Raw genomic sequence first — 18910 nt, 5'->3', positions numbered from 1 at the left:
ACAGCCCGCGACGCATCCGACGCCACCGCACTGTCCCCTTCCGACGCCACCGCACTGTCCCCGTCCGGCGCCCCGACCGTGACCGGTCTCCGGATCGTTAGCCGGATCGGTCCCTGAGAGGGGTGGCCTTGCCGGGCAATCTCCGTGACCTTGCCTCCAGCCCGTGACCGGCACCCGGCAGGGCCCGGCAGGACTCGGTCCCTGACCGGCAGTTGCTGACCGGCAGTCGACACCGGGCAACCGGCGAATCGCCTGTGCGGCCGCTCGCTCTCCCGGATCCCCGGTGCCGCCCCGCACCGGGACTGCCGCCCCGCACCGGGACTGCCGGCCGTGCCGCCCCTGCCCCCGCGTCGGCCATAAACGCGACCAAGTGAGAACGGCAAACCCAAGGTCTGTTGGCCCGTCAGCCACCACCGACGCCGCCGACAGCCACGGCTGGGCCGATTGACCCCCATCGAGTTCGAGACCACCATGAACCCCGCCACGACCCTCGCGGCATAAACCCCACTGTCACCAAACCGTGCAGCAGACCCCATCGCTCGTCGCCCGTCGGCCTTCGCCCGTCGGCCTTCGCCCCTCGGTTGATGGCCCCAGTGCCCCAGTGCCTCACGGCCCGTTCGTCCTGTAGGCCCATCGCCCTCGCGATGGCAGGTGCCCCGCGCGGCTGCTCTCCGGCTCGCAGCCGTCCGGACCGTCTCGCGTCTCCCGTCGCCGCCCCTGGCCTGTGGCTTCCTGCGGCCGTACCGGTGCCCCTACCCGTGGCGCGTGTCCGCCAGCATCCGCCGCATCCACGGCGTCAACGGCCGTTCCACCCAGCGGTGCAGCAGCCACGCCAGCATCAGCATCCCGGTGAGCGTTCCGGCGAACGTCACGGCTGACGGCACCCCCCACGTCCGGTGCAGCAACTGGACCGTGACCCAGCCCAGGTGTTCGTGCACCAGATAGAACGGATAGGTCAGCGCGCCCGCGACGGTGAGCCATCTCCAGTTCGCCCAGCGGAGGTGTCCCAGCGCGACGAGACCGACCGCCACGAAGCCGGCCGTGACGATCAGGATGACGACCAGCGACGACCGGTACGAGAAGGCCGGCACGTCCGCGGGGTGCCAGAGGTTGTCCACGGCGTACTTCTGGCCGATCAGCCAGCTGATGCCCACGACACCCCAGGCGACCGCGTCGTGCCGGTCCCGGTACAGCAGGAACAGCCCGATGCCGCCGATGAAGAAGGCGGAGTGCTCCGGCATCAGGACGACGGCCGGCAGCGGTTCCCCGCTCGCCTCGGCCATCGCCGCCGCCAGCGTCCAGGCGGCGCAGAACACCAGGACGCGCCCTCTCGTCGCGCCGGGCACCACCACGAACAGCGCGAAGAGGACGTAGAACCGCAGCTCCACCCAGAGAGTCCAGTCCACGCCCAGGACCCGTTCGGCACCCACCGACTCCTGCAGCATCGTCATGTTGACCAGTGCGTCACTGGGCGGGACGGCGTCGTACGCCACCCATGGCAGCGCGAAGACCAGGGTGACGAGCACGACCGCCACCCAGTAGGCCGGGTAGAGCCGGGCGACGCGGGAGGCGAAGAAGGAGCGCAGCGGGCGCCCCCAGCCGCTCATGCAGATCACGAAGCCGCTGATGACGAAGAAGATCTGCACGCCCAGACTGCCGTACGCGAAGCCCTGTGAGGCGGTGGGGAACTGGTCGGCGGGTGAGGTGCCCCAGGCCCTGCCGATGTCGCCGTCCCGTCCGCCGTAGTGGTAGCAGGCGACCATCAGGGCGGCGACGAGCCGCAGTCCGTCCAGGGCGCGCAGCCGGGGCTGCGGCCGTCCGCGCGCGCCGGCCCCGCTGCCCTCCAGCCCCGCGCCGGGCAGCGCGGCCTCACGGGAGGAGGCGTCCGGGGTGCCCGGCCGGGCCGACGTGCTCGGGGCGTCGGATCTGCCCGGTGCACTCGGCGCCGCCGCCGCGGATGATGCCGCGGTCAGCGGCGGCGCCGCCCGCACAGTGTCGCTGCCGGCGCCCGTCACGGGAACCCCGTCATCGGGCTCCGCCCCGCTTGCTGGCGATCCGGCGCTGCACCGTTCGCGCTCGCCGGACGGCTCGCCGGACCGCCGGGTTGCGCGGCAGGAAGGCGAGCTGTGACGGGACCGCGCCGGGCAGTCCGAGCGAGGTCAGGCGGCGGCGCTTGAAGTAGCGCCAGGTGTAACCGTCCAGGTGGTCGCGGAGATAGCGTTCCGCCGCCGGCCTCAGCCCGGGATGGAGCTGTGCCTGCATGGCGTAGCCGACGGCCGTCACCAGATCGGTCAGTTGTTCACCCGAGCGCAGCAGCGCGGGCGTGGTGGCACCGCGGAGTACGGCGCTGTCGGCATCCAGGTCGGGCAGCAGGGCGTCGACGATGGTGACGGGCACCCGGTTGCTGTTCTGGTACGGGCTGAGCCGCTCCAGCAGCAGTTCCGTCCCCGTACGGGCGACCGGCAGCCGGTAGAAGGCGGCGGCCGTCAGCAGCGCGGTGGAGAAGCAGCCGACGACGAGCGCGGGCCGCATGCGCTCGTAGAGCACCTCGGCGAGCACCGGGGTGTCCAGGACGGTGAGTTCGAGGCCGAGTTCACCGGCTTCCTTCTCCAGCATCCGCGACCAGCGCGCGGGCGCGGTGGGGTGCGGTTTGAAGACGACGTGGTGGTGGCCGAGCGCGGCCACCCCCCGCAGCATCCGCACATGGAGCCGTTCCTCTTCCTCGGCGGTGAGGATGCCGAGCGCGGAGAGGTACTGCCCCAGCAGCAGGGCCGGCGCGTCGGCCGCCCCGGCCCTCCCGCCGGAAGCGTTACCGGAGGAGGCCGCACCGGTGGAGGCGCGGGAGGCGCTTACGCCCAGTACGTCGTCGTCCACGGCGGCGGTCACCTCGGCGAGTACGGAGGTGAAGGCCGCGGTGGGGATGATCCGCTGTTCGACGCCGAACTCGGTGAGCAGCAGCGGTCGCAGGCCCGGCACCAGGTCCAGGTGGAGCAGCCGGCGGATGCGGGTGCCGACGAGCGCGTCGATCTTGTTGCGGGTGGGTCCGTAGCTCATCAGCCCGTCGGCGTACACGTCGACGGCGGCGTCGGGGAACAGTTGTGCCAGCGCCAGCGCGGGGTTCACCTGGATCGACTCGACCACGACCTCCACGTCGTCGTCGCCCAGCTCCCACAGCAGCCGCAGCTGCCGCTCCCACAGCGGTACGTCGTCGGGGCGCGGGGCCCAGCCACTGGGGTGGTAGGGGCTGATGGTGTCGTTCCAGGACAGCACCCGGTCGAAGCGGGACCGCAGGGGGCGGAAGCCGGGCATGGTGTCGAGCGGGGGCGCGGTCTCCGGTGTGGCGGCGTTGTTGCTGACGAGCAGCAGCCGGCGGCCGCTCGGCCGGAAGCAGCCCGCGTCGAGCGCGGCGGCGAGTGTCGCGGCGCCGTAGAGGGTGGAGGCGACGAAGATCTGCGTGCGGCCGCGGCCGGCTCCCGGTCCGGGACCGGCGTCGGCGCCACCCGGGGTCTCGACGCGGTTGGTGTCGCGCTCGGTGTCGCGGTCGGCTGGGCCGGGCATCAGGCCGCCACCTCCGGGCTGGAGAGGGCGGCCCGCCGGCGCAGCCGCCGGAGCCGCGAGCCGCGCCGCAGGTCCATCGAGTCGAGGGCGTCCTTGAGGACGTCCTGCGGCATGCGCCGCAGGGCTGCGGCGCTCATCGAGCGCAACTTACGTGCCACGGCCGGTTCAAACCTCTCCATGTTGCCGAGATGGTGGGCGATGATCGCGCAGTACGTCCGTACCGCCTTGGGGAGCAGCCGGTCGGCGTCCGGGTCCCGTGAGGTCTCCTCGACGACCTGGTCCAGCGCACGAATGAAGTCGAGCTGCCGTACGTCCCCGATCTGGGTCAGGGACGAGGCGACGCCGCGCCGGTAGAAGACGCCGTGCAGGCCGACGACCGCGAAGGACTCCGCCTCCCGGTGCAGCCGCCAGATCCACGGCCGGTCCTCGGCGGTGCGCAGACCGTCCAGGAAGCGCAGTACGCCGTTGTCCGCGAGCCGCCGGTGGTAGATGCCCGCCCACGCGTAGGCGTAGTCCACGGAGGTGGAGCGCTCCGGGGGCAGGATCGCGTCGCGCGGGTTCATGACGACCTGGCGCGGACCGTGCGGTACCCGGCGGAGCGAGCGGCTCCGGCCGGTGTTCTCCACGTGGTCGGTGCGGACGAAGTCGCAGCCGAGGTCCTCGATGGCGGCGACGAGTTCGCCGTAGTGGCCGGGGGCGAGCCAGTCGTCGCCGTCGAGAAAGGTCAGGTACTCGCCGCGGGCCGCGTCGATGCCGGTGTTGCGTGCGGTCGCGAGCCCGCTGTTCTTCTCGTGCCGGAGCACCACGGCGCCCGGGAGTTCACGCTCGGCGCGGGCCAGGATTTCCGGTGTTCCATCCGTCGAGCAGTCGTCGACGAGGATGAATTCGAAATCCTGCCGTGCGTTGGCGTGCAGACTTCTGAGCGCGTCGGGTGCGAACGTCTGGACGTTGTAAAAGGGCACGATGACGGAGAGCTTGACCACTCGGGCGACGTTAGGCGGAGGCCGGTCATTCGTCTTGTCCAGGAGTGGGAATTCTGGTGAACGAAGCATGGCGGAACGGTTAACTCGACTTATGCGCAGGCCAATTCGCCTTCCGGCGACTTCTTGTTAACCCTTTGTTGAGATGGCGTTGGGCCGGGAAACGAAAAGGCTTCCTAGCGTTTTCGATGTGCCAGCCAGTACCAGTCATCGTCCGCGGGTCGCCGTACTCGCCGATTCCGATACGCGATGGAAATGGGGCGCGCTCACCGCGCACCGCATCGCGCCGGAACACCGGCTCGACGGTTTTCTCCTGCGCGGACGAGCCACGCCGACCGCCCGTCAGCTCGACGAGGTGGGAGTCCGCGCGGACTCCCTCCGCGAGGTGACCACCGCCGGGTTCCTCCGCGCGGTCACCCGTGAGCCGTACGACGTGGTCGTCCTGGCGTGCGTCGGCGGCGCCGTCCAGGCGATGCTGCACGGTCTGGCCCGTGCCACGGCCGGCGGTGCGGCGGACGGTGGTGGGACGGACGGCTGTGCGGCGGACGGCGGCGCCACGGGGGAGCCGCCCCGCAGGCGCCCCGTCGTGGTCACCGGCTATGTGGGTGTCGTCTACGAGAAGCTGGCCGACGGCCTGCTGCTGCGCCACGGCGCCGATGTGGTCCTCGCCAACTCCCGGCACGACGCGGAACGTTTCCGCGCCGTCTACGCCGGTGTGCGCGCCGGTACGCGGAGCGTCGTCGAGGCGGCCCTCCCGTTCCTCGGCGGCGAGCCCTACCGGGAGCCGGCCGCGGGGGAGCGTCCCCACACCGTGTGCTTCGCCGTCCAGCCCTCCGTACCGGACAACCGCGCGGGCCGCGACTACCTGCTGCGCCGGGCCGCCGGGCACGCGCGGCTGCACCCGGACCGCGAGGTGCTGATCAAGCTGCGCAGCAAGCCCGGCGAGCACACCACGCACATCGAGGAACTGCCGTACCAGAAGCTGGTGGCCAGGCTGCCGGGCGGCCTGCCCGCCAACTGCCGCCTGGTCTACGGGCACATGGGCGAGGTGCTGGACCGCACGGACCTGCTGGTCACGGTCAGCTCCACCGCCGCCCTGGAGTCCCTGCACCGGGGGATCCCGACGGCCGTCCTCACCGATCTCGGCATCCGCGAGGCGCTCGGCAACCACCACTTCCTGGGCTCCGGCTGCCTGGCCTCCTGGGACGAACTCGACGCCGGGCACCGGCCGGAGCCGGACCGCTCCTGGCTCGCGCGGCAGGGGGTGGCCGCCGACGGCCACTACGAACACGCCTTCGACGCCGCCCGTGAGCGGATCGCCGAGCTGCTGGCCGGGCCCGCCCTGCCGCCCATCGCGCCGTACTACACCACTTTCACCGCACCCGGATACCTGCCCGGCATCCTCGCGCGCTACGGCCTGGACGTCCGCGGCGAGCCGACCGGCTCCGGCGCCGGCGAGGACACGGCCGCCCGCGGGGTCCGGCACGTCGTCCGGGGTGCCGTACGGGATGCGGCGCGCGGCGCCTACCGCCACGGAGTGCAGCGCGTGGCGCCTGTCATCCGACGGCTGGGGGAGCTGTGAGCGGCCGCCGGGACGCGGCCGCCGGCCCGACCCCGTCCACGCCGTCCGAGCCCGCACCCCCACCCGTATCCGCTCCCGGGGAACGGCGGCAGCCGCCGCACCGGAGCGGGCAGACCGGGGCCCCAGGGCCCTCCGAAGGAGCCACCATGCCGCAGGCCGGAACAGAGGCCGCGGGCCGGTCCGCGAGCCGCCCCGGGAAGGACCAGCGGTCCGTACTGGCCGTCATCCCCGCACGGGGCGGGTCGAAGGGCGTGCCCGCCAAGAACCTCGCACCGGTCGGGGGCGTGCCGCTGGTCGTGCGCGCCGTCCGGGAGTGCCTGGCGAGCCGGCTCGTCACGGACGTCGTCGTCTCCACCGACGACGACGCCATCGCCGCGGCGGCACTCGGCGCCGGGGCCGAGGTGGTGCGCCGCCCGGCCGGCATAGCGGGGGACACCGCCACCAGCGAGGCCGCCGTGCTGCACGCCATGGACGCCCACGAGGCCCGGCACGGTGGCAGCACGGACGTCGTCCTGCTGGTGCAGTGCACCAGCCCGTTCCTGCTCCGCTCGGACATCGACGGGGTGGCCGCGGCGGTGGCCGAGGACGGCGCCGACAGCGCGCTGACCGTCGCGCCGTTCCACGGCTTCGTCTGGCGCGAGACGGGAAGTGCCGCGAGCGATGGGGGAGTTGACGGCGCCGGCGGCACGGCCGGTGTCGACGGCGTGGGCGTCAACCACGACAAGGCGTACCGCCCGCGCCGCCAGGACCGCCCCCAGGACTTCCTGGAGACCGGTGCCGCGTACGCCATGGACGCCGCGGGCTTCCGCGAGGCGGGCCACCGCTTCTTCGGCCGTACCGTGCCCGTGCGCACCGACCCGGCCCGGGTCCTGGAGATCGACGACCCGCACGACCTGGCCCGCGCCCGCGCTCTCGCGCCGCTGCTGGACGCCCCCTCGGGCTCCGGCGGGGACGCGGCGACCCGGCCCCGGGCGCTCCCCACCCGCGACGACGTCGACGCGGTGGTACTCGACTTCGACGGCACCCAGACCGACGACAGGGTGTACGTCGACTCCGACGGACGGGAGATGGTCGCCGTGCACCGCGGCGACGGCCTCGGCATCGCAGCGCTCCGCCGCGCCGGCGGACTGAAGGTGCTGATCCTGTCCACGGAGCAGAACCCGGTCGTCGCCGCCCGGGCCCGCAAGCTCCGGGTTCCCGTGCTCCACGGCATCGACCGGAAGGACCTCGCGCTCAAGCAGTGGTGCGAGGAGGAGGGCATCGCGCCCGAACGCGTGCTCTACGTCGGCAACGACGTGAACGACCTGCCCTGCTTCGGCCTCGTCGGCTGGCCCGTGGCCGTCGCCGACGCCCACGACATCGTCCGCGGCGCCGCCCGCGCGGTGACGACCACCCGCGGCGGCGACGGCGCGATCCGCGAGATCGCCGGATGGGTCCTCGGCCCCTCGCTCTGACCGCACACGACACCGGCTCCCGACGCCCGCCCCCGACCACCGCCCGCACCGACCGCCCCGGAGCCCCGCACCGGCCACCCGCTCCACCCCGCCCCACCCGCACAGCCCCACCACCCGAACCGACCCGACAGCACGTCCCCGCAGACCCGATCCGACCCGGTCCGACCGGCCCGGACGGTCGCCCGCCCGGGGCCCGCACCCCGGAACTCCCAACGTTCCGGAGCACCCCGAAACGCCGCGAACCCCGCGAACCCCGAAAAAGAGGATCTTCCTGATGAGCACCACGTCCCGTCTTCGCACCCTCGGTGACCGTCTCGCCGGACCGGGCCAGCCCGTGTACATCACCGGCGAGATCGGCATCAACCACAACGGTGACCTGGACAACGCCTTCGCGCTGATCGACGCCGCCGCCGACGCCGGCTGCGACGCCGTCAAGTTCCAGAAGCGGACCCCCGAGGTCTGCACCCCGCGCGACCAGTGGGAGATCGAGCGCGACACCCCCTGGGGCCGCATGACGTACATCGACTACCGGCACCGCGTCGAGTTCGACGAGGACGGCTACCGGCAGATCGACGAGCACTGCAAGAAGCGCGGCATCGCCTGGTTCGCCTCCCCGTGGGACGAGGAGTCCGTCGCCTTCCTGGAGAAGTTCGACGTCCCCTGCTACAAGGTGGCCTCCGCCTCGCTGACCGACGACGACCTGCTGCGCGCCATGCGTGCCACCGGCCGCACCGTCATCCTCTCGACGGGCATGTCCACCCCGAAGCAGATCCGGCACGCGGTGGAGGTGCTCGGCAGCGACAACATCCTGCTCTGCCACGCCACCAGCACCTACCCGGCGAAGGCCGAGGAGCTCAACCTGCGCGTGATCAACACGCTGCAGGCCGAGTACCCGAACGTGCCGATCGGCTACTCCGGCCACGAGACCGGTCTGCAGACCACCCTCGCCGCCGTCGCCCTCGGCGCCGCCTTCGTCGAGCGCCACATCACCCTCGACCGCGCCATGTGGGGCTCCGACCAGGCCGCTTCCGTCGAGCCGCAGGGCCTGCAGCGCCTGGTCCGCGACATCCGCGTCGTGGAGGAGGCGCTCGGTGACGGCGTCAAGAAGGTCTACGAGAGCGAGCTCGGCCCCATGAAGAAGCTGCGCCGGGTCGCCGGGGTCGTCGCCGAGGGCGCCGACCGCGAGCCCGCGACGGTCTGAGACCGGGAGGTCAGCCGCGGTGAGCAGATCCCGTACGGACGGGGGGACGGACGGGGCGGCGGACGGCGTGACGGGCGGCGGCAGCGGCGCCCGTGACGGCCGGCCGGACCCGGCGGCGGAGCGCCCCCGCGCGCTCCGCCGCCGGGCCGCCCGGCGCGCCGCCACGGAGCCGGACGGGCCCGGCAGCGGGGACACGCTCGCCTTCGTCGAAAGCCCCGTCCAGCTCCTGAACGTCCTGGAGTGGCTGCACGCGTACCTCGGCCGGGGCGCCGGGGGGCCGGCCGGGGTCACCGTCGTGGTGCTGTCCAACAACGACCCCATGACCCGCGGTCAGCTGCGGCGGATGGCCGAACTCGCCCGCGAGGAAGGGGTGGGCGTGCGCTGGGAGGACGCGCGCGGCGGCGCGTCGGCCCCCCTGCGCACCGTGGGGTCGCTCTCCGGCGCTCTCCGGCGCGCACGCCGGGTCGTCATCGGCGATCCGTTCTCGCGCTATGTGCAACTGCTGCTGACGCTCACCGGCGCGCCGGAGATCGTCGTCGTGGACGACGGCACGGCCACCATGGAGTTCGTCGCCCAACTGGCCCGCGGGGAACGCCTGGTGCGCTGGCACCGCAGCGGCAGGGGCGGCATCGGGGGGATGCGCGACGCCGTGTACGCGCCCGTCTCGGCCGCCGCCCGCCGGCGGCTCACCCCGCGCGCCGGGCGGTCCGTCGAGGTGTTCAGCTCGATGCCCGTCGAGGTGCCGGACGGCATCACCCTCGGCACCAACGACTTCGCCTGGACGCGCCACCGCTTCGGGCCGCCCGCGCTCACCCGGGGCGCCGACCTGGTCGGCACGAACCTCGCCGAGACCGGTGTGGTCGACACGGAGCACTACATCCGCGCCGTCACCGCCCTGGCCCGCGAGCACGGCGCCACCCGGTACTTCGCCCACCGCAGGGAGAGCACGGAGAAACTCCACCGGCTGGCGGACGAGGCGGGGCTGGAGATCGTCCGGCCCGAGCTGCCGCTGGAGCTGATCGCGCGCCGGGGCCCCATCGGGCGCAGCGTCGTCAGCTTTCCCTCCACGGTGCTGCACACGCTGCCGCTCGCGCTCGCGGGCACGGGGGTGCGGGTGTCGGCCTGTGACATCGACCCCGGGTGGCTGACGGAAAGCGCCTCGCCCCGGGCGGAGGGGTTTCTCGCGGTGGTCACGGGGACGGCCCGCGATGTGCACCGGCTGAGCTCGGCTCCGTCAGGGGGGCAGTGAGCTGGGGCGGCGGGAACGGTGCCCGGTCACCCGGCCGGCTCCCCTCCGGCCACCGGCTCACCCGTGCGGTCTCACATGCCGGGCAGCGGCCGCAGACGGCTATCAAAGCTGGCTACCCCCCAGATGCTGCGGTTATGCGGCGCGGACCCGTTTTTTCTTCCCCTGACGGGTTGAACTTTTACTGATCGACAGGCGACGGCAGGTCCAACGGCCGTACCCTGCACAGGGTGAACCATGTGATGTCCCCCGAGCCCGACGCCGAGCTGTCCGCGGACGACACCGCGGAACCCCACGCTCGGGGATCCGCAACGGCACCCACCGCGGCGGCCGTGTCCGCCCGGATCGCCGCCGCCGGCCCCCGGATGCCCGGCACGCTGCCCGACGCCCTCTTCGCCGAGCTCGTCGCGTTCCGCCGGGATCTCCACATGCACCCGGAGCTGGGCAACCAGGAGTTCCGCACCACGGCCGCGGTCAAGGCGAGGCTGGAGCACGCGGGCCTCGCCCCGAGGGTGCTCCCGGCCGGCACCGGGCTCGTCTGCGACATCGGCTCCGCACCGGCCCCGGGCGGAGACGCCACAGCCACAGCCACGGGCACGGACCCGGCCCCGCGCACGGACCGTCCCGTCCTGGCGCTGCGCGCGGACCTCGACGCGCTGCCGATCCCGGACACCAAGACGGTCTCGTACCGTTCGACGATCCCGCACCGGGCCCACGCCTGCGGCCACGACGTGCACACCACGGTCGTCCTCGGCGCCGGGCTGGTCCTCGCCGCGCTGGCCCGCGAGGGCCGGCTGCCGCACCCGGTGCGGCTGATCTTCCAGCCCGCCGAGGAGGTGCTGCCCGGCGGCGCACCCGACGCCATCGAGGCGGGTGTCCTGGACGGGGTCGGCCGCATCCTGGCCGTGCACTGCGACCCCCGGGTGGACGCGGGCCGGATCGGCCTGCGCACCGGTCCGATCACCTCGGCCTGCGACCGGCTGGAGGTCTCCCTCGACGGCCCGGGCGGGCACACGGCACGTCCGCATCTCACCACCGATCTGGTGACGGCCGCCGCGAAGGTGGCCACCGAGGTGCCCGCTCTCCTCGCCCGCCGGGTCGACACCCGCTCCGGGCTCGTCGTGACCTGGGGCCGGCTGGAGACGGGGCACGCCTGCAACGTCATCCCGCAGCACGCCGAGCTGTCCGGCACGGTCCGCTGCCTGGACCTGCCGGCCTGGCGGGCGGCGCCCGACCTGGTGCACGCCGCGATCGACGAGATCGCCACCCTCGGCGGGGCCAAGTCGGAGATCAACTACGTCCGCGGGGTGCCGCCGGTGGTCAACGAGCACGGCGCCACCGAACTGCTGGCCGACGCGATGACCGCGCGCCGCGGGGCGGACGCCGTCGAGGACACCGAGCAGAGCCTGGGCGGCGAGGACTTCTCCTGGTATCTGGAGCGGGTCCCGGGCGCCATGGCCCGGCTGGGCGTGCGGCGGCCCGGGGACACCTCGCGCCGCGATCTGCACTGCGGCGACTTCGACGTCGACGAGAGCGCGATCCGGATCGGCGTCGAGCTGTTCACCGCCGCTGCGCTGCTGGACGGGCACCGTCCGTAAGAACGCAACACGCCGTCCACATACTGGTCGACACCACTTCGCGTCGATCCGATAACGGCTGCGGAAGAGGCGATTTCCCGGCATCTACGCGCGTTACGATGCGAAAAAGCCAGCGCCGTTGCCAGGCGCTCGTCCTACACAGCGCCGCCCAACGGCAGCGCTCGTCCTAAGGGGAAGTCCTCGTGCGCCGGGTAACCAAGATCGCTGCCGCGGGTATGGCCTCCGCGGCTCTCATGTTCACCACCGCCGCCTGCGGTGAGTCCTCGACGGAGTCGGGCGGCAAGGAGAAGGGCGTCGGCCTCGCCTTCGACGTGGGCGGCCGTGACGACCACTCGTTCAACGAGTCGGCGGCCCGCGGTGTCGACAAGGCCAAGGACGAGCTGGGCGTCGACGCCAAGCTGATGACGGCCAAGAACAACGAGACCGAGGCCGACCGCGAGCAGCGGCTGTCCTCCCTCGCGGAGGCCGGCTACAACCCGGTCATAGGCGTCGGCTTCAACTACGGCAAGTCGATCGAGAAGGTCGCCAAGCAGTTCCCGGACACCACCTTCGGCGTCGTCGACTCCGTGTCCGAGGGCAAGAACGTCGACAGCATGGTCTTCTCCGAGCACGAGGGCTCCTACCTCGCCGGAGTGGCGGCCGCGCTCAAGTCCAAGACCGGCAAGGTCGGCTTCATCGGCGGCGTGAACAACGCGCTCATCCAGAAGTTCGAGGCCGGCTTCGTCCAGGGCGCGCAGGACACCAAGAAGGACATCGAGGTCTTCCCGGAGTACCTCTACCCGAACAACGACAAGGGCTTCAACGACCCGGCCGCCGCCAAGGCGAAGGCCAAGGGCATGCTCGACCGCGGCATCGACGTGATCTACACCGCGGCCGGCCAGTCCGGCGCCGGCTCGATCGAGGCCATCGCGGGCAAGGAGGGCACCTGGGCGATCGGCGTCGACTCCGACCAGTACCAGCAGCCGGGTCTGGCGAAGTACAAGGACTCGATCCTGACCTCCGTGGTCAAGAACGTCGACGTGGCGGTCTTCGACCTCATCAAGAGCGTCGAGGACGGCAAGCCGCTGACCGGCGTCAACGCCTACACCCTGAAGGAGGACGGCGTCAGCCTCGCCACCTCCGGCGGCTTCATCGACGACATCCAGCCGAAGATCGACGCCGCCAAGGAGAAGATCGTCAGCGGCGAGGTCAAGGTCGACGAGCAGCCGAAGCGCTGACACCGGCTTCCGTCGCGGGACCCCCGGGCCCGGGGAAGGTCCGACCTTCTCCGGGCCCGTGTACGGACGGGATGCTACGCGCGTAGCATGGTGGGGCGGGGTAGCTTCGCTACTGTCCCCCCGAACGCTTGTGTCCCTCCCCCCTCGCCCGGCCGGTCCCGGCCGGCGCCCCCGTCCCGCTCCCTTCTCCGAGGAGAGTGCGCCATCAAAGCGTCCAGCAGCAGTTCACGGGCGGACAGCGCCCCCGCGGTCGAACTGCACGGCATCACCAAGCGATTCCCCGGCGTCGTCGCCAACCACGACGTCGACATCACCGTCCGCCGCGGCACCGTCCACGCGCTCGTCGGCGAGAACGGCGCCGGCAAGTCCACCCTGATGAAGATCCTCTACGGCATGCAGAAGCCGGACGAGGGGACCATCTCCGTCGACGGCGAGCAGGTGTCCTTCCACAGCCCCGGCGACGCCATCGCCCGCGGCATCGGCATGGTGCACCAGCACTTCATGCTGGCCGACAACCTCACGGTCCTGGAGAACGTCGTCCTCGGCGCCGAGAGGCTGCACGGCATCGCCGGCCGGGCCCGCGCCCGGATCATGGAGATCTCCGACGCGTATGGCCTGGGCGCCCGCCCGGACGTCCTCGTCGAGGACCTCGGGGTCGCCGACCGCCAGCGCGTGGAGATCCTCAAGGTCCTCTACCGCGGCGCCCGCACGCTCATCCTCGACGAGCCGACGGCCGTCCTCGTGCCGCAGGAGGTCGACGCGCTGTTCGACAACCTCCGCGAGCTCAAGGCCGAGGGCCTGACCGTCATCTTCATCTCCCACAAGCTGGGCGAGGTGCTGTCCGTCGCCGACGACATCACCGTCATCCGGCGCGGCACCACCGTCGCCTCGGTCAAGCCGGCGGACGTGACGCGGAAGCAGCTCGCCGAACTGATGGTCGGCAGTGAACTCCCCTCGCCGGAGACGCGCGAGTCCACGGTCACCGACGTGCCGATGCTGACGGTCGACTCCCTCAGCCTGTCGGCCACCGACCCCGACGGCGTGGTGCGGGCCGTGCTCGACGACGTCTCCTTCGCCATCCACCGGGGCGAGGTCCTGGGCATCGCCGGAGTGGAGGGCAACGGCCAGGCCGAACTGGTCCAGGCGATCATGGGCATGCGGATACCCGACGGCGGCAGCGTCGTGCTGGACGGTGAGGACGTCACCCACGCCCCCACCCGCAAGCGCCGCGAGGGCGGCATCGGCTACATCCCCGAGGACCGCCAGCGGCACGGCCTGCTGCTGGAGGCCCCGCTCTGGGAGAACCGCATCCTCGGGCACGTGACCGAACGCCCCAACAGCAAGGGCGGCCTGCTCGACATCAAGGCCGCCCGTGCCGACACCCAGCGGATCGTCCGGGAGTACGACGTCCGCACGCCCGGCATCGACGTCACCGCGGCCAGCCTCTCCGGCGGCAACCAGCAGAAGCTGATCGTCGGCCGCGAGATGAGCCACGACCCCAAGCTGCTGATCGCCGCGCACCCCACCCGGGGCGTGGACGTCGGCGCCCAGGCGCAGATCTGGGACGCGATCCGGGCCGCGCGCCGCGAGGGCCTGGCCGTGCTGCTGGTCTCGGCCGACCTCGACGAGCTGATCGGCCTCTCCGACACCCTGCGGGTGATGTTCCGCGGCCGCCTGGTCGCCGACGCCGACCCCGCGACCATCACCCCCGAGGAGTTGGGCTCGGCCATGACCGGCGCCGCCAGCGGCACCCTGCAGCCGTCCGCCGACCGCGACGGCGAACCGCACGAGACCCGTGGGGAGGACGAGGCATGAGCACCACCACCCCCGCCCCGCAGGGGACCGGAGGGGCCGAAGCCCCGGCGGTCCGGTCCCGGGCCGCCATCGACTGGCACCGGGTGGGCCTCGGCGTCGCCGCCCCGCTGCTCGCCATCGTCGCGGCCCTGGCCATCACCTCACTGATCTTCCTGACGACCGGTGACAACCCGTTCCGGGCCTTCTCGATCATGGTCGAGTACGGCTCCAAGAGCGACAGCCAGATCGTCATCGTCAACAAGGCGATCCCGTACTTCCTGTCCGCGCTGGCCGTCGCCATCGGCTTCCGGATGAACCTCTTCAACATCGGTGTGGACGGCCAGTACCGCATCGCCGCCTTCTTCGCCGCCGTCGTCGGCGGGGCGCTGGCGCTGCCGGGCATCGTCCAGATCCCGGTGATCATGATCGTCGCGATGATGGTCGGCGCCCTCTGGTCCGGTATCGCCGGCCTGCTGAAGACCACCCGCGGCGTCAGCGAGGTCATCAGCACCATCATGCTGAACGCCATCGCCGGCGCGATCATCGGCTACTTCCTCCAGGACGGCCGGCTCGCGGTCCGCGACGGCAACATCATCCACACCGAACCGATCCCCGAGTCCGCGCACTTCTTCGAGATCCCGACCGGGCAGGCCCCGGTCAACGGCTTCATCGTCGTCGCGGTGATCGTCGGAATTCTGTACTGGTTCCTGCTGAACCGCACCCGGTTCGGCTTCGACCTGCGCACCGTGGGACGCTCCGAATCGGCCGCGCAGGCCGGCGGCGTCAGCGTCGGCCGCATGGTCGTCACCAGCATGCTCCTCTCCGGCCTCGTGGCCGGCCTGGTCGGCATGCCGACCCTGTTGGGCGAGTCGTACAACTTCGGCACCGACTTCCCCAACGGCATCGGTTTCACCGGCATCGCCATCGCCCTGCTCGGCCGGAACCACCCGGTGGGCATCGCGCTCGGCGCGCTGCTCTGGGGGTTCCTGGAGCGCACCGGCGGCCGGCTCGAATTCGAGGGCTACGCCCAGGAGATCGTCGGCGTGATGCAGGGCGTGATCGTCCTCTGCGTCGTCATCGCCTATGAAGTCGTCCGCCGCTACGGCCTGCGGACCCAGCAGCGCAAGGTCGGCGAACGCCTCGCCGCCGAGGCCCGGGACAACGGGAAGTCCGAGAAGGCGGAGGTGTCCGCGTGAGCACGAACCTCACAGCCGCGGTCGCGAAGGGACTGGGCGGCAGAAACGGCAAGCAGGACGGCAAGCGGGAGCGCCGCAGGCTGTCGTATCCGGTGGTCCTGCTGATCATCGCCGGTGTGCTGCTGCTCCTCTCCGTCCTGCGTGCCTGGACCGGCGCGGGCGACCTCACCTCCTCAGGCCAGTACGGGGGCGCGCTGATCGCCGCCGTGCCGATCGGCCTCGCCGGACTCGGCGGCCTCTGGGCCGAGCGCGCGGGCGTCATCAACATCGGCCTCGAGGGCATGATGATGCTCGGCACCTTCTGCGCCGGCTGGGCCGGGTACCAGTACGGGCCGTGGGCCGCCGCGCTGGCGGGTGTCATCGGCGGTCTCCTCGGCGGACTGATCCACGCCATCGCCACCGTCTCCTTCGGCGTGGACCACATCATCTCCGGTGTGGCGATCAACATCCTGGCGCTGGGCGTCACCCAGTACCTCGCCAAGCTGCTGTTCGGCGCGGAGGGCTCCGCGGCGGCCGCCGCGGGCGGCAACGACAAGCAGTCGCCGCCGATGGACGACATGTCGACGTTCTCCGTCCCGCTGCTCTCCGACGGGCTGGGCACGCTGGAGAAGAAGGACTGGTTCCTGCTCTCCGACGCCGCGGGCATCCTCCGCGGCCTGACCACGAACGTCTCCTGGCTGACGCTGGTCGCCGCGGGTCTCTTCGTCGGCACCTTCTTCGTCCTGTGGCGCTCCTCCTTCGGTCTGCGGCTGCGCTCCTGCGGTGAGAACCCGACCGCCGCCGAGTCGCTCGGCGTCAACGTCTACACGTACAAGTACGCGGCGCTGCTGGTCTCCGGCGGGCTCGCGGGCCTGGGCGGGGCGTTCATGGCCATCGGCGTGCACTTCTACTCCGACGGCCAGACCGGCGGGCGCGGCTACATCGGCCTCGCCACGATGATCTTCGGCAACTGGCGGCCGGGCGGTGTCGCGATGGGCGCGGGCCTCTTCGGCTTCATGGACAGCCTCCAGCTGCGCGGCGGCGGCGACACCGTCCACGCGCTGCTGCTGCTGGCCGTGGTGCTGCTGGTCGCCGTCACCCTGTGGAAGCTGCGGGCCACCAGCCGCCGCACCGCCGCGATCAGCGCGGTCTTCGCAGTGCTGCTCGTGCTCTGGTACGCCTTCACCGAGACGGTGCCGCGTGAGTTCGTCGAAGCCACCCCGTACGTCGCCACGCTGCTGGTGCTCGCACTGGCGGCCCAGCGGCTGCGGCCCCCCAAGGCCATCGGCCGTACCTACCAGAAGGGCCAGGGCAAGTAAGTGACCGCTGTCCCCGTCCGGGAAACCGACTGGGAAGCCCTGCGGGGCGCGGCCCGGGACGTCATGTCCCGGGCCTACGCCCCCTACTCCGGCTTCCCCGTGGGTGCCGCCGCCCTCGCGGCCGACGGCCGCACCGTGACCGGCTGCAATGTGGAGAACGCCGCCTACGGGGTGGCGCTCTGCGCCGAGTGCGGCCTGATCTCGGACCTCGTCGCGGGCGGCGGCGGCCGGCTCACCGCCTTCACCTGCTGCGGCCGGGACGGCGAACGGCTGATGCCCTGCGGCCGCTGCCGCCAGCTGCTGTGGGAGCACGGCGGCCCGGACCTGCTCGTGGACACCCCGTCCGGCATCCGCCCGATGAGCGAGGTGCTGCCCGACGCCTTCGGCGCGGACGACCTCGGCCGCCACGGCCGCCCCGTCGGTCCGGGCGGCTCCGGCGGTCCCGGCCGCCCGGGAAACGGCGATCACCAGGAAGAAGAAGCGAACTGATGGAACCCATGGACGCCGTCTCCGTCATCCGGACCAAGCGTGACAAGGGCCGGCTGACCGACGCCCAGATCGACTGGGTCATCGACGCCTACACCCGCGGGGAGGTCGCGGACGAGCAGATGTCCGCGCTCGCCATGGCGATCCTGCTCAACGGCATGGATCGCGCGGAGACCGCCCGCTGGACCGCCGCCATGATCGCCTCCGGTGAGCGGATGGACTTCTCCGCGCTGTCCAGCCCCACCGCGGACAAGCACTCCACCGGCGGCGTGGGCGACAAGATCACCCTGCCGCTGGCGCCGCTGGTCGCCGCCTGCGGCGCCGCCGTGCCGCAGCTCTCCGGCCGCGGCCTCGGCCACACCGGCGGCACCCTCGACAAGCTGGAGTCGGTACCCGGCTGGCGGGCGTCGCTGTCCAACGCCGAGATGATGGCCGTGCTGCGGGACGCCGGCGCCGTCATCTGCGCGGCGGGCGACGGACTCGCCCCGGCCGACAAGAAGCTGTACGCCCTGCGCGACGTCACCGGCACCGTCGAGGCGATACCGCTGATCGCCGCCTCGATCATGTCCAAGAAGATCGCCGAGGGCACGGGCTCCCTGGTGCTGGACGTGAAGGTGGGCTCCGGCGCCTTCATGAAGAACCTCGCCGACGCCCGCGAACTGGCCGCCACCATGGTCGGCCTCGGCACCGACCACGGCGTGCGGACCACCGCCCTGCTCACCGGCATGGCCACCCCGCTCGGCCTCACCGCGGGCAACGCCCTCGAGGTCCGGGAATCGGTGGAGGTGCTGGCGGGCGGCGGCCCGGCGGACGTGGTCGAGCTGACCCTGGCGCTGGCCCGCGAGATGCTCGACGCGGCCGGCCTGCCGGACGCCGACCCGGCGAAGGCGCTGGCCGACGGCTCCGCCATGGACCACTGGCGCCGCATGATCACCGCCCAGGGCGGCGACCCGGACGCGCCGCTGCCGGTCTCCCGCGAGCAGCACGTCGTGACCGCCCCCGCCTCGGGCGTGCTCACCGTCCTCGACGCCTACGCGGTCGGCGTGGCCGCCTGGCGTCTCGGCGCGGGCCGGGCCCGCAAGGAGGACCCGGTGCAGGCCGCCGCGGGCATCGAGATGCACGCCAAGCCGGGTGCGGAGGTCACCGCGGGGCAGCCGCTGCTGACCCTGCACACCGACACCCCGGAGCGCTTCGGCTACGCCCTGGAGGCCCTCGACGGCGCCGCGGAGATCGCGCCCCCCGGCACGCCGTACGAGCCGTCGCCGATCGTGCTGGAGCGCATCGCCCCGGACGCCTGAGG

At 72.3% G+C, this 18910-nt stretch carries 14 protein-coding genes; 11 read left to right on the top strand and 3 right to left on the bottom strand.

Annotation, left to right across the window (positions count from 1 at the left end; translation table 11 throughout):
• Positions 1–752: 752 nt before the first annotated feature.
• The 3 genes from E4N63_RS12130 to E4N63_RS12120 are packed head-to-tail and all read right to left on the bottom strand — an operon-like array spanning position 753 to position 4541.
• Positions 753–2015, bottom strand: coding sequence for an acyltransferase family protein (locus tag E4N63_RS12130; protein ID WP_374112746.1), 1263 nt, complete (start codon positions 2013–2015; stop codon positions 753–755).
• Positions 2016–2025: 10 nt separating this feature from the next.
• On the bottom strand, positions 2026–3558 hold the full coding sequence (locus E4N63_RS12125; protein WP_230240630.1) for an alpha-2,8-polysialyltransferase family protein: 1533 nt from the start codon (positions 3556–3558) through the stop codon (positions 2026–2028).
• Positions 3558–4541 (bottom strand): glycosyltransferase family 2 protein, encoded by a 984-nt coding sequence (locus tag E4N63_RS12120; protein WP_230240629.1) that lies wholly within the window; start codon positions 4539–4541, stop codon positions 3558–3560. Before E4N63_RS12120 ends, E4N63_RS12125 begins: the two co-directional genes overlap by 1 nt.
• Before the next feature lie 187 nt (positions 4542–4728).
• On the opposite strand from E4N63_RS12120, the gene E4N63_RS12115 reads away from it, so the two are divergent.
• The 11 genes from E4N63_RS12115 (at position 4729) to E4N63_RS12065 (ending at position 18908) form a co-directional block, all read left to right on the top strand.
• On the top strand, positions 4729–6120 hold the full coding sequence (locus tag E4N63_RS12115; RefSeq protein ID WP_125626427.1) for a DUF6716 putative glycosyltransferase: 1392 nt from the start codon (positions 4729–4731) through the stop codon (positions 6118–6120).
• Between the two features lie 146 nt (positions 6121–6266).
• Positions 6267–7574 (top strand): acylneuraminate cytidylyltransferase, encoded by a 1308-nt coding sequence (locus E4N63_RS12110; RefSeq protein WP_125626426.1) that lies wholly within the window; start codon positions 6267–6269, stop codon positions 7572–7574.
• 274 nt (positions 7575–7848) lie between these two features.
• Entirely contained in the window at positions 7849–8775 is a 927-nt protein-coding gene (locus tag E4N63_RS12105; protein ID WP_125624485.1) for an N-acetylneuraminate synthase family protein, read from the top strand.
• Positions 8776–9001: 226 nt separating this feature from the next.
• Positions 9002–10024 (top strand): hypothetical protein, encoded by a 1023-nt coding sequence (locus E4N63_RS12100; protein WP_185831242.1) that lies wholly within the window; start codon positions 9002–9004, stop codon positions 10022–10024.
• A 362-nt stretch (positions 10025–10386) separates the two neighbouring features.
• The gene (locus E4N63_RS12095) at positions 10387–11619 is read left to right on the top strand and encodes an amidohydrolase (RefSeq protein ID WP_125624498.1); all 1233 of its coding nucleotides are present in this window, start codon (positions 10387–10389) and stop codon (positions 11617–11619) included.
• Between the two features lie 182 nt (positions 11620–11801).
• Positions 11802–12836 (top strand): BMP family protein, encoded by a 1035-nt coding sequence (locus E4N63_RS12090; RefSeq protein ID WP_230240628.1) that lies wholly within the window; start codon positions 11802–11804, stop codon positions 12834–12836.
• Between the two features lie 87 nt (positions 12837–12923).
• Entirely contained in the window at positions 12924–14651 is a 1728-nt protein-coding gene (locus E4N63_RS12085) for an ABC transporter ATP-binding protein (RefSeq protein ID WP_125624487.1), read from the top strand.
• Complete coding sequence (locus E4N63_RS12080; RefSeq protein WP_230240627.1) at positions 14648–15826, top strand: ABC transporter permease; 1179 nt, start codon at positions 14648–14650, stop codon at positions 15824–15826. Before E4N63_RS12085 ends, E4N63_RS12080 begins: the two co-directional genes overlap by 4 nt.
• Positions 15823–17124 carry an ABC transporter permease gene (locus tag E4N63_RS12075; protein WP_125624489.1) on the top strand — a complete coding sequence of 434 codons (1302 nt, stop codon included), beginning with the start codon at positions 15823–15825 and terminating at the stop codon, positions 17122–17124. Before E4N63_RS12080 ends, E4N63_RS12075 begins: the two co-directional genes overlap by 4 nt.
• The gene (locus E4N63_RS12070) at positions 17125–17613 is read left to right on the top strand and encodes a cytidine deaminase (protein WP_228429919.1); all 489 of its coding nucleotides are present in this window, start codon (positions 17125–17127) and stop codon (positions 17611–17613) included.
• An 8-nt stretch (positions 17614–17621) separates the two neighbouring features.
• Entirely contained in the window at positions 17622–18908 is a 1287-nt protein-coding gene (locus E4N63_RS12065) for a thymidine phosphorylase (protein ID WP_125624500.1), read from the top strand.
• Positions 18909–18910 lie beyond the last annotated feature (2 nt).

Origin of the sequence: Streptomyces sp. MNU89, from assembly GCF_020982505.1 — a bacterium.
GTDB lineage: Bacteria > Actinomycetota > Actinomycetes > Streptomycetales > Streptomycetaceae > Streptomyces > Streptomyces xinghaiensis.
This window is presented reverse-complemented; position numbering and strand designations above follow the sequence as displayed.

Bases quoted from the DNA above. Each gene is read 5' to 3' on its own strand.
- E4N63_RS12125 (WP_230240630.1), bottom strand. From the start codon at position 3,558: ATGCCCGGCCCAGCCGACCGCGACACCGAGCGCGACACCAACCGCGTC.
- E4N63_RS12110 (WP_125626426.1), top strand. From the start codon at position 6,267: ATGCCGCAGGCCGGAACAGAGGCCGCGGGCCGGTCCGCGAGCCGCCCC.
- E4N63_RS12105 (WP_125624485.1), top strand. From the start codon at position 7,849: ATGAGCACCACGTCCCGTCTTCGCACCCTCGGTGACCGTCTCGCCGGA.
- E4N63_RS12095 (WP_125624498.1), top strand. From the start codon at position 10,387: ATGCCCGGCACGCTGCCCGACGCCCTCTTCGCCGAGCTCGTCGCGTTC.
- E4N63_RS12085 (WP_125624487.1), top strand. From the start codon at position 12,924: ATGGTGGGGCGGGGTAGCTTCGCTACTGTCCCCCCGAACGCTTGTGTC.
- E4N63_RS12080 (WP_230240627.1), top strand. From the start codon at position 14,648: ATGAGCACCACCACCCCCGCCCCGCAGGGGACCGGAGGGGCCGAAGCC.
- E4N63_RS12065 (WP_125624500.1), top strand. From the start codon at position 17,622: ATGGACGCCGTCTCCGTCATCCGGACCAAGCGTGACAAGGGCCGGCTG.